Source organism: Streptomyces sp. URMC 124, from assembly GCF_051386455.1.
In the GTDB taxonomy this organism is placed as follows: domain Bacteria; phylum Actinomycetota; class Actinomycetes; order Streptomycetales; family Streptomycetaceae; genus Streptomyces.
Map to the genome: position 1 here is coordinate 1 of NZ_JBPQTS010000012.1, position 14,914 is coordinate 14,914.

The window sequence follows — 14,914 nt, forward strand, 5'->3', positions numbered from 1 at the left end:
CCGCCGGACCGGAGCAGGGCCCCGCGCCCTGCCCCGCCACCACCGCCCCGGGCGGCACCTCGCCCGCCTTCGAGGTCATCTACCTCCTGGACGCCGACGACACCGCCGTCGCCCGCCTGCGCGCCCGCCTCGACGCCCTGGGCGACTCCCTCGTCGTCGTCGGCGGCGACGGCCTGTGGAACGTCCACGTCCACGTGGACGACGCCGGAGCCGCCGTCGAGGCCGGCATCGAAGCCGGGCGCCCCCACCGCATCCGCATCACCCACTTCGCCGGAGCGGCCGCCGGAACCTCCGGAACACCGGCCGGCGACCCCGCCCGCACCCGAGAGCCCGCCGAGCGGGCCGTCGTCGCGGTCGTCCCCGGCGAAGGCCTCGCGGAGCTGTGCACCGACGCCGGCGCCACCGTCGTCGCGGCCCGCCCCGGGGAGCCCCCCGCCAGCGGGGAGCTCGTCGACGCCATCCGGCGCGCCAACGCCCGCGAAGTCGTCCTGCTCCCCAACGACCCCGAGCTGCGCCACACCGCGGCCGCCGCGGCCGAGCAGGCCCGTACCGAGGGCGTCCGCGTCGCCCTCATCCCGACCCGCGCCGCCGTCCAGGGCATCGCCGCGCTCGCCGTCCACGAGCCCGCGCGCCGCTTCGACGAGGACGTCGTCGCGATGACGTCCGCCGCCGGAGCCACCCGCTACGCCGAGCTCGCCGTCGCCGAGCGGCAGGCCTGGACCATGGCCGGCATCTGCCAGGCGGGCGACGTGCTCGGCCTCATCGACGGCGACGTGGCCGTCATCGGCTCCGACCTCGCCGTCACCGCCGCGACCGTCCTGGACCGCATGCTGGCCGCGGGCGGCGAAATGGTCACCCTCGTCCTCGGCGCGGACGTCCCCGACGCGGTCGCCGACCGCCTGGAGAGGCACGTACGGGGCGGCCACCTCGCCGTCGACACGGTGGTCTACCGGGGCGGACAGCAGTCGCCGCCGCTGCTCATCGGCATCGAGTGACCTCGAATGACACCGTCTGTCAGTGCCGTGGTGTGCAATGGGACGCGTGCCAGCGCTTCACGAACCCCTGAAGAAGATCCTCGGCGGCAGCACCGCGAAGGTGATGGCCGAGCACCTCGACCTGCACACGGCCGGCGATCTGCTGCACCACTACCCGCGCCGCTACGCCGAGCGCGGTGAGCTGACCCGCCTGGCCGACCTGCCGCTCGACGAGCACGTCACCGTCGTCGCCCAGGTCGCCAAGGCGGCCATGAAGACCTTCAACCACGGCAAGGGCGTCCGCCTGGAGGTCGTCGTCACCGACGGCAGCGGCTCCCTGACCCTCGTCTTCTTCGGCCGCGGCGCCTACGCGCGGGAGAAGGAGCTGATCCCCGGCCGCCGCGGCATGTTCGCCGGCAAGGTCTCGGTCTTCAACCGCACCCGCCAGCTCCTCCATCCCGACTACGAGCTCTTGGACCGCGACAGCGGGGCCGACGCCGCCGAGGCCTTCGCCGGCCGCCTCCTGCCGATCTACCCGGCCTGCAAGCAGTTCCAGTCCTGGAAGCTCACCAAGGCCGTCGACACCCTGCTGGACCTGTTCGAGGCCGAGCAGTGGCAGGGCCTCACCGACCCGCTGCCGCCCTCGCTGCGCGACGGCCGAGGCCTGGCCGCGCTCCCCGACGCCTTCCGCAAGGTCCACCGGCCCCGCACCAAGGCCGACATCGAGGACGCCCGGGCCCGCCTGAAGTGGGACGAGGCGTTCGTCCTCCAGGTCGCCCTCGCCCGCCGCCGGCACGCCGACTCCCAGCTGCCGGCCGTGGCCCGCAAGCCGGTGGCCGGCGGCATCCTCGACGCCTTCGACGCCAAGCTGCCCTTCACCCTCACCGACGGTCAGCGCACCGTCTCCGCGGAGATCTTCGACGACCTGGCCACCGAGCACCCCATGCACCGCCTGCTGCAGGGAGAGGTCGGCTCGGGCAAGACCATGGTGGCCCTGCGCGCCATGCTCGGCGTCGTCGACGCCGGAGGCCAGGCCGCCATGCTCGCGCCCACCGAAGTGCTCGCCCAGCAGCACCACCGGTCGGTCACCGAGATGATGGGGGAGCTCGCCGAGGGCGGCATGCTCGGCGGCGCCGAGCACGGCACCAAGGTCGTGCTGCTCACCGGCTCCATGGGGATGCCCGCCCGGCGGCAGGCGCTGCTCGACCTGGCCACCGGCGAGGCGGGCATCGTCATCGGCACCCACGCCCTCATCGAGGACAAGGTGCAGTTCCACGACCTCGGCCTCGTCGTGGTCGACGAGCAGCACCGCTTCGGCGTCGAGCAGCGCGACGCCCTCCGCTCCAAGGGCAAGCAACCGCCGCACCTGCTGGTGATGACCGCGACGCCGATCCCGCGGACCGTCGCCATGACCGTCTTCGGCGACCTGGAGACCTCCGTCCTGGACCAGCTGCCGGCCGGCCGCTCGCCCATCGCCACCCACGTGGTGCCCGCCAAGGACAAACCCCACTTCCTGGCGCGCACCTGGGAGCGGGTGCGCGAGGAGATCGAGGGCGGCCACCAGGCCTACGTGGTCTGCCCCCGCATCGGCGACGACCCGGGGGAGGAGAACGGCGCCCAGCCGGCCGCGAAGAGCCGCTCCGGCGGCGCCACGAGCGGCCCGGAGAAGGGCGCCGCGGAGGCGGACGGCGAGCGGCGCCCGCCCCTCGCCGTCGTGGACGTCACCGAACAGCTCACCAAGGGGCCCCTGAAGGGGCTGCGCGTGGAGGTGCTGCACGGCCGCATGCAGCCCGACGCGAAGGACGACGTGATGCGCCGCTTCGCCGCCGGGGAGGTGGACGTCCTGGTGGCCACGACCGTCATCGAGGTCGGCGTGAACGTGCCCAACTCCACCGTCATGGTGATCATGGACGCGGACCGGTTCGGCGTCTCCCAGCTCCACCAGCTGCGCGGCCGCGTGGGGCGCGGCTCCGCCCCGGGCCTGTGCCTGCTGGTCACCGACGCCTCGGAGGCGAGCCCGGCCCGCGCCCGCCTCGGCGCCGTCGCCGCCACCCTGGACGGCTTCGAGCTCTCCCGCATCGACCTCGAACAGCGGCGGGAGGGTGACGTCCTCGGCCAGGCCCAGTCCGGCGTCCGCTCGTCACTGCGCATGCTCACGGTCATCGACGACGAGGAGGTCATCGCCGCCGCCCGCGAGGAGGCCGCCGCAGTCGTCGCCGCCGACCCGGAGCTGGAGGCCCTGCCCGACCTGCGCACCGCGCTGGACGCCCTCCTGGACGAGGAGCGGGAGCAGTACCTGGACAAGGGCTGACCGCGGAGCGCGCCGGGCCGCAGGAGGGCCGAGCCGGCAAGGGCCGGGTGCGCCCGGCCGGAGCCCCCGCGGAGGCGCCCGGCGGGCTCCGACGCCCTAGGCTGAAGAGGCGGCGCCCGGCCTGCCGCCCGTCAGGGCTGCCTCGGCCCGCCACGCGCCGCACCACGTACACCGCCGCACCGCCGCACCACGTACACCGCACCACCGTCACCACCGTCGCGAAGGACCGAGGACCCCATGACCCGCGTGATCGCCGGCATCGCCGGCGGACGCCGCCTGGCCGTGCCGCCCGGCACCGGCACCCGCCCCACCTCCGACCGGGCGCGCGAGGGCCTGTTCTCCACCCTGGAGTCCCTGCTGGGCACCCTCCACGGCACCCGCGTCCTGGACCTGTACGGGGGCTCGGGCGCGGTCGGCCTGGAGGCCCTCTCGCGCGGCGCCGCGCACGTCCTGCTGGTGGAGGCCGACGCCCGCGCGACGCGCACCATCCGGGAGAACGTCCGCACGCTCGGGCTGCCCGGAGCCGAGGTCCGCTCCGGCAAGGCCGAGCAGATCGTGGCGGGCCCGCCCCCCGCGGCCCCCTACGACGTGGTCTTCCTCGACCCGCCCTACGCCGTCACCGACGAGGCGCTGTGCGAGATTCTCCTCACACTCCGTGCCGGGGGGTGGCTTGCGGACGAGGCGCTGGCCACCGTGGAGCGCAGCACCAGAGGCGGGGAATTCCCCTGGCCGGACGGTTTCGAGGCACTGAGGGCCCGTCGCTACGGCGAGGGGACGCTTTGGTACGGTCGCGCCGCCTCGACGTGCGCCGAAGAGACTTCTCCCCGCGCGTCATGAATGGACCGGAGAGCGAGGAGACACCGTTGCGCCGCGCCGTCTGTCCGGGGTCGTTCGACCCCGTCACCAATGGACACCTCGACATCATCGCCCGCGCTTCCAGGCTGTACGACGTCGTCCACGTCGCAGTGATGATCAACCAGTCGAAGAAGGGCCTGTTCACGGTCGACGAGCGGATAGACCTGCTCCGCCAGGTCACCGCGGAGTACGGCAACGTGCAGGTGGAGTCCTTCCACGGCCTCCTCGTCGACTTCTGCAAGCAGCGCGACATCCCCGCCATCGTCAAGGGGCTGCGGGCGGTCAGCGACTTCGACTACGAGCTGCAGATGGCCCAGATGAACAACGGGCTCTCCGGCGTCGAGACCTTGTTCGTCCCGACCAACCCGACGTACAGCTTCCTGTCGTCCAGCCTGGTCAAGGAGGTCGCGGCCTGGGGCGGAGACGTCTCCCACCTGGTCCCGCCGCTGGTGCTGGAGGCACTCACCGAACGGCTCGGCGAGCGCTGACACCCCGCCCCTCCCGGCAGCTGTCCGGCGGAGGCCGACTGCCCGTACAGTCGTCCCCGTTCGTGTCGTCCGGCAGAAGAAAGTGGCGAGCGCCAGGTGGACGTCCAGAAGAAGCTCGACGAGATCGTCACGACCGTCACCGGCGCCCGGTCCATGCCGATGTCCGCCTCGTGCGTCATCAACCGCGCCGAGCTGCTCGCCCTGCTCGAGGAGCTCCGCGCCGGGCTGCCGGGTTCGCTCGCCCGCGCGCAGGAGCTCATCGGCGACCGCGAGCAGCTGGTCGCCGAGGCCCGTGAGGAGGCCGAGCGGATCATCGAATCCGCTCGCGCCCACCGCGGATCGCTGATCTCCGACACCGAGGTCGCCCGGCAGTCGCAGGAGGAGGCCGACCGGATCCTCGCCGAGGCCCGCCGGCAGGCCGAGGAGATCCGCGCCGGGGCCGACGACTACGTCGACAGCAAGCTCGCCAACTTCGAGGTCGTCCTCACCAAGACCATCGGCTCCGTCGACCGGGGCCGCGAGAAGCTGCTGGGCCGCGCGGACGGGGACGGCGGCTACGGCGGGCCGGAGGGCGACGGGGACGCCCCGGAGCCCAGCTCCGACCCCCGCGTGCAGCGGCAGCAGGCCGACGCCTACGTCGACGCGAAGCTCGGCGCCGTCTCGGCGGTCCTGAGCAAGACGCTGGAGGCCGTCGGGCGCGGCCGCGAGAAGCTCCTCGGGGCCCGCCCCGCCGACGAGCTGGGCGCCCACATGGCGGCCCAGGACGGCTTCCACGCCGCCCGCCCCACCAGCGACGCCGACTTCCTCGCGGGGCTGGCCGCGCCCCATGCGCCGGCCTCACCGGAGCCCGCCGCCGCGCCCCATGCCGCGCCTCATGCGGTGCCCGCCGCGGGTTACGACGGCTACTACGAGGCGCAGGGCTACGGGGCGGCCGATCCGTACGTCTACCAGCAGCAGTACGGGGCGGACGGCTCCCACGGGCAGCAGGCCGACCCGTACGCGGTCCAGAGCGGCTACCAGCAGGCCGACCCCTACGCCTGGTCCGCCCCGGCCCCGGGCGACACCTACGGCGCCGCGGGAGGTTACGCGCCCCAGCAGCATCAGCCCGCCCCGCATCAGGCCGCCCCGCATCAGGCCGCCCAGGACGGCCGGCCCCAGGCGGGCGGAGCGCTGGACGAGACGAGCCTCTTCGACACGTCGATGATCGACCTGGAGCAGCTCCGCCGCTACGAACAGGGCCGCTGACCGGCGCCGTACGACGGCCGATTGGGTCTACGGCGACCCGTCCAGTATCCTGGCTCTTCGGTCGCGTGTGCATTCGCGATCTCGGCTGCCCTCCTCGCATGCGTCACCGCATACGGCTCGGGGCCGCCGTACCGCAGCGTAGAAAGCAGGAAGCCCTGAACGCCCGCCTCGATCACCGTTCCCCTCTCGTGTTCGACACACGCGAGCTGGGCCGGCGTCCCGGTGCGCTGAAGAGGGTCTCCCGCTCCGTCCCGGCCCCCGATCACCTCGGTATCGAGGTCATCTCCGTGGCCGAGGGCGCGACCGTCGAGCTCGACCTCCGACTGGAGTCGGTCATGGAAGGGGTGCTTGTCACAGGCACCGCCCGTGCACCGCTCACCGGGGAGTGCGTAAGGTGTCTGGAGCCGCTCGAGCGAGAGCTCGAAGTGGACTTCCAGGAGATGTACTCCTACCCCGACGCCGATGACCGGAGCCGCCCCGCGGATACCGGCGACGACGCCGAGGAAGACGAAGAGGACATGCTCTTTCTCGAGGCCGACTTGCTCGACCTCGAACCCGTGCTGCGTGACGCGGTGGTGCTCGCACTGCCGCTGCAGCCGGTGTGCCAGGACGACTGCCCCGGCCTGTGCTCCGAGTGCGGAGCGCGGCTGGCGGACGACCCGGACCACCACCACGAGACCGTCGACATTCGTTGGGCGGCACTGCAGGGACTCGCCGGTTCCGACCAGGACGGCGAGAAGGACAACGCACCCCGCTCCGTCGGGGATGACTCACAGGAGAAGTAGCCGTGGCTGTTCCGAAGCGGAAGATGTCGCGCAGCAACACGCGCCACCGCCGGTCGCAGTGGAAGGCTGCGGTCACCCCCCTGGTGGCGTGCGAGCGCTGCCACGAGCCGAAGCAGCAGCACATCGCGTGCCCGAGCTGCGGCACCTACAACAAGCGCCAGGTCCTCGAGGTCTGATCGGCGGGTGACAGGCTCCATGTCAGACGCCACTACGCCGAAGAGGGCGCCGGCGGACACGGCCTCGTCTCACACGCTTCTGGAAGGGCGGCTCGGGTACAAACTCGAGACCGCCCTTCTGGTGCGTGCGCTGACCCACCGTTCCTACGCGTACGAGAACGGCGGTCTGCCGACCAACGAGCGCCTGGAGTTCCTCGGGGACTCCGTGCTGGGCCTCGTGGTCACGGACACGCTCTACCGCATCCACCCCGACCTGCCCGAGGGCCAGCTGGCCAAGCTGCGGGCCGCGGTGGTCAACTCCCGTGCACTGGCGGAGGTGGGCCGTGGGCTCGACCTCGGCTCCTTCATCCGGCTCGGCCGCGGTGAAGAGGGCACGGGCGGCCGCAACAAGGCGTCCATTCTGGCGGACACCCTTGAAGCGGTGATCGGTGCGGTCTATCTCGACCAGGGTCTCGAGGCTGCTGCCGAGCTGGTCCACCGGCTCTTCGATCCGCTGATCGAGAAGTCCTCGAACCTCGGCGCCGGCCTGGACTGGAAGACCAGCCTCCAGGAGCTGACCGCGACGGAGGGACTCGGCGTGCCCGAGTACCTGGTCTCGGAAACCGGCCCCGACCACGAGAAGACCTTCACGGCTGCTGCCCGCGTCGGTGGTGTCGCGTACGGCACCGGCACCGGCCGCAGCAAGAAGGAAGCGGAGCAGCAGGCGGCGGAAGCCGCCTGGCGCGCCATCCATCAGGCGGCGGAAGCGCGAGCTGCCGCCGCCCAGAAGGCCGAGGCCGCCCAGAAGGCCGACGCCGCGGACAAGGCGGAGGCCCGGAAGGCCGACGCCGCGGAGCAGGCCGGGGTCGCTACGACCGATGCCGACGCCGCATCCTGACGCACACGTCCCCGAACGCCGGGCGCCCCTGACTCCAGGGACGCCCGGCGTTCGGCGACCGTGCCGCACGCCCGGAGGAGCACCGTGCCCGAACTGCCCGAGGTCGAGGTCGTCCGGCGCGGACTGGCACAGTGGGCCTGCGGCCGCACCGTCGCCGACGTCCAGGTGCTGCACCCCAGGGCGATCCGGCGCCACCTCGCCGGTCCCGAGGACTTCGCCGCCCAGCTGGCCGGCCGCCGCCTCGGCACGGCCCGCCGCCGCGGCAAGTACCTCTGGCTGCCGCTGGAGACGGAGGGCCCCGCGGCCCCCGACCGCGCGATCCTCGCCCACCTCGGCATGAGCGGTCAGCTCCTCGTCCAGCCGCACGAGGCCCCCGACGAGAAGCACTTGCGCATCCGCATCCGCTTCGATGACACCGCCGGCACGGAGCTGCGCTTCGTCGACCAGCGCACCTTCGGCGGGCTCTCCCTGCACGACACGGTGCCCGGCGACCCCGAGGGGCTCCCCGACGTCATCGCGCACATCGCCCGCGACCCGCTGGACCCCGCCTTCGACGACGAGGCCTTCCACGCCGCGCTGCGCCGGCGCCGTACGACGCTCAAGCGCGCCCTGCTCGACCAGTCGCTCATCAGCGGAGTAGGCAACATCTACGCCGACGAGGCGCTGTGGCGCTCCCGCCTGCACTACGACCGGCCCACCGCGACCCTGACCCGGCCGCGCAGCGCCGAGCTGCTCCTGCACATCCGCGAGGTCATGAACGAGGCCCTCGCCGTCGGCGGCACCAGCTTCGACAGCCTCTACGTCAACGTGAACGGCGAGTCCGGCTACTTCGACCGCTCGCTGGACGCCTACGGGCGCGAGGACGAGCCCTGCCGCCGCTGCGGTACGGCCATGCGCCGCCGTCCCTGGATGAACCGCTCGAGCTATTTCTGCCCGCGCTGCCAGCGCCCCCCGCGCCCGCGCGCCGCCTAGCTCCACGCTCCGCACGCCCGCGCACTCTGAGCCGCCGGGGCGCCCCGTGCGGCGGGTCAGTAGCCGAAGTCCTGCGTCCACCAGGGGCCGCTCGCGCTGGTGTTCAGCCCGATGCCCAGGGTGCGGTACTCGCGGTTGAGGATGTTCGCCCGGTGACCTGCGCTGTGCATCCAGGCGTCCATCACGGCGTGGGCGTCGGGGTGGCCGCGGGCGATGTTCTCCCCGCCGAGGTTGCGGATGCCGTGTTTGGCGGCGCGGTCCCAGGGCGTGCGGCCGTCCGGGTCCGTGTGGTTGAAGAAACCGCGCCGTGCCATGTCGTCGCTGAACGCTTGGGCGAGTCCCGTCAGCCGGGGACTGGCCTTCAGTGGCCGGAGGCCCGCCCTGGCCCGTTCCTGATTGACCAGGACGAGCAACTGCTGTGCCACCGACGGATACAGGGCGGCCTGATCGGCTGTCTGATCCTGCCCGGCGGACGGTGCGTGCTCGGCGACGCGCGTCCGCCCCTGCGCCTGCGCTTGGGCTTGCGTTTCAGCCTGGGCACGGGGCGCCGGGGCTGCCTCTTCCCGGCCCGGGGCGTCGGTGCGCTGCACCTCGCCGGAACCGCCGCCCGGCCCGGGGTCCGGTGCGCCACCCGGCCCCTGCGCCCCCGGAGCCGCGCCGGAAGGCGCTGCCGACGGCTCGGACGGAGCGGAGGCGCCGGCCGGCACGGCGGTGTCCGCGTGCGGTACGGGGGGCCGCTCGGCGTTGCGGCTCACGTGTGACTGGCCGCGGCCGGCCGGACCGGCGTCGGGCCGCGTGAACTCGGTCAGGGGCGGTTCGTCGGTCCGCACCTGACCGCCGCCGTGGCCGTCGCTGCCGAGCTGAAGGGTGCCCCCGCCGGAGAACAGCCCGGAGGTCATCGCGACCACGCCCATGGCCATGGCGGCGGACGCGCCCAGCAGCCCCGTCCGCACCGGGGCCTTCGGCCGGGCGCGCGACCGGCGGGGCTCAGGGGGCCATTCCCCGGCCGGGGCGCCGGGATCGTCGGAGGGACCCGGGGCGGCGGCGCCGCTCGTCCTCCCGGCCTGCGGGGGAGCGGGGACGGGGCTGCCTGCGGTCCTGGGGGCAGAGCGTCGATGGCGACCCATCCGCTGCCTTCCTTACGTGTTCGGCTCGGTGTGCGTCACTCGTACGGGGAGGGGAGACCTTGTCGAGCCGCGACTGTACGGCAATAGACGCGGGGTCGAAGTGCTGATTATGCAATTGGCCGGTTAGCGTGCAGACATGAACGAGAATGTCCGTCTCACGGCGTGGGTCCGTGGACATGTGCAAGGTGTCGGCTTCCGGTGGTTCACGAGGGAGAACGCTTTGCGCATCGGAGCGCTCGCCGGCTTCGCGTCGAATCTCGCCGACGGCCGGGTCCAGGTCGTCGCGGAGGGCCCGCGCGAGGGATGCGAACTCCTGCTCGATTGGCTGCGGGCGGGCGACACGCCGGGACGGGTGGAAGGGGTCACCGAGATCTGGGGTGACCCGCGGGGTGGATATGACGGGTTCGAGATCCGCTGACCATAACGGTTCGGAAAACGGAAAATCGTCCGGGAGGGCGTGCCCGGGGGCCGTGAAGAACGGGGGGCAAGGGTCACGATGACCTCAGTGATATGCCGATGGCATATGCGCCCGCGAGAAATTCCCTGATGGTTGCCAAGACGGCCCGGGCGTGGAAGGCTGCGAGTCAACGGATGATCTCCACGCCCCTCCGGGCCCCGGCCGTGCCGGCGCCGCGCATTGACCGCAGCGCCCCCCGGGACGCCCGCGGATACGGGGTGTGATCGTGTTGACCGTCAAACTTTTTGGTGAGACTCTGGAAGCCCCGCGCACCTTAGCTGTTTGGCATTGAAGACTGCAGCAACGATGGCAGACACCGCGGGTGCGAATCCCTCACGACCCACACCGCTTCGGTCGGTCACTCAGTGTGGAGGACCATCCATCATGGCAAAGGCGCTTCTCGGTTACGTCGGCGGCTCCGACCCCCGAGTCCTCGCCGAGATGCGACGGCTTCAGCAGCGTGTCCAGGACCTCGAATCCGAGCTCATCCGGATGCAGGCCGAGAATGACGCGCTGTCTGCCGCCGCTCACCACGGCGACTCGCTGCTCGACAGCATCGACGTTTCCAAGGCGGAGCCTGCGCTCGCCTGACCGGAGGCCCTGCCCCGGGGGCCGGTCGGGCTGCACTGTCAGCCGCTTGAGAGTTGCAAGGGACGCTTCGGCGTCCCTTCGTCATTTCCGATCATCGTATCGTCGTAGCTTTTCCCGCGGTTGCGGCTATTTTTTCCCACTTTTCGGTGCGCTCTTAACGACTGATGTGCCCTGCCCCCTCCAAGGTGAAACCAATTGAAGGGCGCGGCGCGCCAGCATGCCCTCCGGGACGGCTCCCGCGGAGGCCCGGGCGGTAGAGTCCTACCGCGTGCACCTCAAGAGCCTGACCCTGCGGGGGTTCAAATCCTTCGCCTCCGCGACGACCCTGCGCTTCGAGCCCGGGATCACCTGCGTCGTGGGGCCCAACGGCTCCGGCAAGTCCAATGTCGTCGACGCCCTGTCCTGGGTCATGGGCGAGCAGGGGGCCAAGTCCCTGCGCGGCGGCAAGATGGAAGACGTGATCTTCGCCGGGACGACCGGCCGCCCGCCGCTGGGCCGCGCCGAGGTCTCCCTCACGATCGACAACTCCGACGGCGCCCTGCCGATCGACTACGCCGAGGTCACCATCACGCGGATCATGTTCCGCAACGGCGGCAGCGAGTACCAGCTCAACGGCGACACCTGCCGGCTCCTGGACATCCAGGAGCTGCTCTCGGACTCCGGCATCGGCCGCGAGATGCACGTCATCGTCGGCCAGGGGCAGCTCGACTCCGTGCTGCACGCAGACCCCACCGGCCGCCGCGCCTTCATCGAGGAGGCGGCGGGCGTCCTCAAGCACCGCAAGCGCAAAGAGAAGGCGCTGCGGAAGCTCGACGCGATGCGCGCGAACCTCGCCCGCGTCCAGGACCTCACCGACGAGCTCCGCCGGCAGCTCAAGCCGCTCGGCCGGCAGGCGGCCGTCGCGCGCCGCGCCGCCGTCATCCAGGCCGATCTGCGCGACGCCCGCCTGCGGCTCCTCGCCGACGACCTCGTTACCCTCCGGGAGGCGCTGCGGGCCGAGCTGGCCGACGAAGCGGCCCTCAAGGCCCGTAAGGACGGCGCCGAGGCCGAGCTGAAGGCCGCCCTCCGGCGCGAGGCGGTCCTGGAGGAGCAGGTGCGCACGCTCGCCCCGCGCCTGGCCACGGCCCAGCAGACCTGGTACGAGCTCTCCCGCCTCGCCGAGCGCGTGCGCGGCACGATCGGACTCGCCGACGCCCGCGTCACCAGCGCTACGTCCGCCCCCGCCGAGGAGCGGCGCGGCCGCGAACCGGAGGACCTGGAGCGCGAGGCGGCCCGCGTCCGGGAGCAGGAGGCCGAGCTGGAGGCCGCCCTGGAGGCGGCGAGCCGGGCCCTGGAGGACACCACCGAGCACCGCGCGGCCCTGGAGCGGCAGCTGGCGGACGAGGAGCGCCGCCTGCGCGACGCCGCCCGTGCCATCGCCGACCACCGCGAGGAGCTCGCCCGGCTCCAGGGCCGCGTCACCGCCGCCCGCGGCCGGGCGGCCTCCGCGCAGGCCGAGATCGACCGGCTGGCCGCCGCCCGTGACGAGGCCCGGGAGCGGGCGGCCGGCGCCCAGGAGGAGTTCGAGCGGCAGCAGGCCGAGGTCGAGGGGCTCGACGCGGGGGACGCCGAGCTGGCCGGCCGGCACGAGGCGGCCAAGCGGGAACTCGCCGCCGCGGAGGCCGCGCTGACCGAGGCGCGCGAGGAGGCCACCGCCGCCGAACGGCGCCGCGCGGCGACCGGTGCCCGCCGCGACGCGCTCGCCCTGGGGCTGCGCCGCAAGGACGGCACGGGGGCGCTGCTGGCGGCGCAGGATCGTTTGTCCGGGCTGCTGGGTCCGGCGGCCGGGCTGCTCACGGTCGCGCCCGGCTACGAGCTGCCCGTCGCGGCGGCCCTGGGCGCCGCGGCGGACGCACTCGCCGTCACCGACACCGCCACGGCGGCCGAAGCGCTGCGGTTGCTCCGCAAGCAGGACGCGGGACGGGCGGCGCTCGTCGTGGCACAGGGCCTGGAGCGCGGCGCGGCGGCGGCCTGCGCGCCGGGCCCCGTGCAGCCCGCACGGGGCGCAACGGACGCCGCCTCATGCGCTCCCCGCCCCGCCCTCGAACTCGTCGACGGCCCCGCCCCGGTCCTCGCCGCCGTGCGCGCGCTCCTGCGCGACGTCGTGGTCGTCGCGACGCTGGAGGACGCCGAGGAACTGATCGGCGAACGGCCCGGGGCCGTCGCCGTCACCGCCGAGGGCGACCTGCTCGGAGCCCACTTCGCGCAGGGCGGCTCCGGTGGCGCGCCGAGCCTCCTGGAGGTCCAGGCGGCCGTCGACGAGGCCACCGCCGAACTCGCCGACCTCGACGCACGGTGCGACGCTCTGCAGGCCGCCCAGCACGCTGCCGCCGCACGGCGCGCGGAGTGCGCCGCCCGCGTGGAGGATCTGGCGTCCCGGCGCAGCACGGCCGACCGGGAGAAGTCACAGGTCGCCCAGGCCCTCGGGCGGCTCGCCGGGCAGGCGCGCGCGGCGGCCGACGAGGCCGGGCGGACGGCTGCGGCCGTGGCCCGCGCCGAGGAGGCCCTCGCACGGGCCGGCGAGGAGGCCGAGGAGCTGGCCGAGCGGCTGGCCGTCGCCGAGGAGTCCGCCCCGGCCGAGGGCGAGGGGGAGCCCGACACCTCCGTACGGGACCGGCTCGCCACGGACGGCGCCAACGCCCGGCAGACCGAGATGGAGGCGCGCCTCCAGGTCCGTACGCACGAGGAGCGCGTCAAGGCCCTTGCGGGACGGGCGGACGGCCTGGACCGGGCGGCCCGCGCCGAGCGCGAGGCACGCGCCCGCGCCGAGCGGCGCCGCGCCAGGCTGCAGCACGAGGCCCGCGTCGCTTCGGCCGTAGCGGCCGGCGCCCGGCAGCTCCTCGCGCACGTCGAGGTCTCCCTCGTGCGCGCCGACGAGGAGAAGCGGAGCGCCGAGGAGGCGAAGGGCGCCCGGGAGCGCGAGCTGGTGGCCGAGCGCAACCGCGGCCGCGAGCTGAAGAGCGAACTGGACAAGCTCACCGACACGGTGCACAAGGGCGAGGTGCTCGGCGCGGAGAAGCGGCTGCGCATCGAGCAGCTGGAGGCCAGGGCTCTGGAAGAGCTCGGCGTCGAACCCGCGGGCCTGGTCGCGGAGTACGGGCCGGACCAGCCCGTACCGCCGTCCCCGCCGGCCGAGGGCGAGGAGCTGCCGGATGATCCCGAGCACCCCAGGAACCGCCCCGTGCCGTACGTACGGGAGGAGCAGGAGAAGCGGCTCCGTGCCGCCGAGCGCGCCTATCAGCAGCTGGGCAAGGTCAATCCGCTGGCCCTGGAGGAGTTCGCGGCCCTGGAGGAGCGGCACAAGTTCCTCTCCGAGCAGCTGGAGGACCTCAAGAAGACCCGCAGCGACCTGCTCCAGGTCGTCAAGGACGTCGACAAGCGCGTCGAGGAGGTCTTCACGGAGGCGTACAGGGACACGGCCCGGGAGTTCGAGGGCGTCTTCTCCCGTCTCTTCCCCGGCGGCGAGGGGCGGCTGGTCCTCACCGACCCCGACGACATGCTGGCCACCGGCGTGGACGTCGAGGCGCGGCCGCCGGGCAAGAAGGTCAAGCGCCTGTCGCTGCTGTCGGGCGGGGAGCGCTCGCTGACGGCGGTGGCGCTGCTGGTCGCGATCTTCAAGGCGCGGCCGAGCCCGTTCTACGTGATGGACGAGGTCGAGGCGGCGCTGGACGACACCAATCTCCAGCGGCTGATCAGGATCATGAAGGAGCTGCAGGAGAGTTCGCAGCTGATCGTCATCACGCACCAGAAGCGGACGATGGAGGTCGCCGACGCGCTCTACGGCGTCTCGATGCAGGGCGACGGCGTCTCGAAGGTGATCAGCCAGCGACTGCGTTGATCTTGTCATCGCACATCAGCAGCCTCACTTCTTCAAGTGTTGAACTCAACGCGTGAGAAGCCTCCTGGAAACTTCTTGGTTACGACCTATTGACTTAAGAAGATGAAGACATAGGGTCTGCAGCGTTGCTAATACCTTCAAGTGGTGGGCCCCTAAGTCCTATGCCCCACTTGAAGTGC

The 14,914-nt window shown here is 72.8% G+C and carries 12 protein-coding genes and 1 pseudogene; 12 read left to right on the forward strand and 1 reads right to left on the reverse strand.

Annotated elements, in window-relative coordinates; genetic code table 11:
• The 9 genes and pseudogenes from ACSNOG_RS04275 to mutM form a co-directional block, all read left to right on the forward strand.
• Positions 1-995 (forward strand): annotated as a pseudogene (locus ACSNOG_RS04275) (DAK2 domain-containing protein); the annotation flags it as partial.
• 37 nt (positions 996-1,032) lie between these two features.
• Positions 1,033-3,285, forward strand: coding sequence for an ATP-dependent DNA helicase RecG (gene recG, locus ACSNOG_RS04280; RefSeq protein WP_436751161.1), 2,253 nt, complete (start codon positions 1,033-1,035; stop codon positions 3,283-3,285).
• 237 nt (positions 3,286-3,522) lie between these two features.
• Positions 3,523-4,122, forward strand: a complete 600-nt coding sequence (rsmD, locus tag ACSNOG_RS04285; protein ID WP_436751162.1) for a 16S rRNA (guanine(966)-N(2))-methyltransferase RsmD — start codon at positions 3,523-3,525, stop codon at positions 4,120-4,122.
• 26 nt (positions 4,123-4,148) lie between these two features.
• Positions 4,149-4,628: a pantetheine-phosphate adenylyltransferase gene (gene coaD / locus ACSNOG_RS04290; RefSeq protein ID WP_179082824.1), complete on the forward strand. Its 480-nt coding sequence runs from the start codon at positions 4,149-4,151 to the stop codon at positions 4,626-4,628.
• Between the two features lie 96 nt (positions 4,629-4,724).
• Complete coding sequence (locus tag ACSNOG_RS04295; protein WP_436751163.1) at positions 4,725-5,873, forward strand: ATP synthase F0 subunit B; 1,149 nt, start codon at positions 4,725-4,727, stop codon at positions 5,871-5,873.
• 98 nt (positions 5,874-5,971) lie between these two features.
• Positions 5,972-6,658, forward strand: coding sequence for a YceD family protein (locus tag ACSNOG_RS04300; RefSeq protein ID WP_436751164.1), 687 nt, complete (start codon positions 5,972-5,974; stop codon positions 6,656-6,658).
• A 2-nt stretch (positions 6,659-6,660) separates the two neighbouring features.
• Entirely contained in the window at positions 6,661-6,834 is a 174-nt protein-coding gene (gene rpmF, locus ACSNOG_RS04305) for a 50S ribosomal protein L32 (RefSeq protein ID WP_015657589.1), read from the forward strand.
• Positions 6,835-6,853: 19 nt separating this feature from the next.
• Positions 6,854-7,711, forward strand: coding sequence for a ribonuclease III (rnc, locus tag ACSNOG_RS04310; protein ID WP_436751165.1), 858 nt, complete (start codon positions 6,854-6,856; stop codon positions 7,709-7,711).
• 84 nt (positions 7,712-7,795) lie between these two features.
• Positions 7,796-8,683, forward strand: coding sequence for a bifunctional DNA-formamidopyrimidine glycosylase/DNA-(apurinic or apyrimidinic site) lyase (gene mutM / locus ACSNOG_RS04315; protein ID WP_436751166.1), 888 nt, complete (start codon positions 7,796-7,798; stop codon positions 8,681-8,683).
• A 56-nt stretch (positions 8,684-8,739) separates the two neighbouring features.
• Here the strand turns inward: mutM and ACSNOG_RS04320 are convergent, their stop codons facing one another.
• Positions 8,740-9,636 carry a CAP domain-containing protein gene (locus tag ACSNOG_RS04320; protein ID WP_436751167.1) on the reverse strand — a complete coding sequence of 299 codons (897 nt, stop codon included), beginning with the start codon at positions 9,634-9,636 and terminating at the stop codon, positions 8,740-8,742.
• A gap of 310 nt (positions 9,637-9,946) precedes the next feature.
• On the opposite strand from ACSNOG_RS04320, the gene ACSNOG_RS04325 reads away from it, so the two are divergent.
• From ACSNOG_RS04325 to smc, 3 genes are all read left to right on the forward strand, one after another.
• Entirely contained in the window at positions 9,947-10,228 is a 282-nt protein-coding gene (locus ACSNOG_RS04325; protein ID WP_058046462.1) for an acylphosphatase, read from the forward strand.
• Between the two features lie 423 nt (positions 10,229-10,651).
• Positions 10,652-10,858 (forward strand): hypothetical protein, encoded by a 207-nt coding sequence (locus ACSNOG_RS04330; protein WP_030369319.1) that lies wholly within the window; start codon positions 10,652-10,654, stop codon positions 10,856-10,858.
• A 268-nt stretch (positions 10,859-11,126) separates the two neighbouring features.
• A complete protein-coding gene (gene smc / locus ACSNOG_RS04335) occupies positions 11,127-14,735 on the forward strand; it encodes a chromosome segregation protein SMC (protein WP_436751168.1) in 3,609 nt (1,202 codons plus the stop codon).
• Positions 14,736-14,914 lie beyond the last annotated feature (179 nt).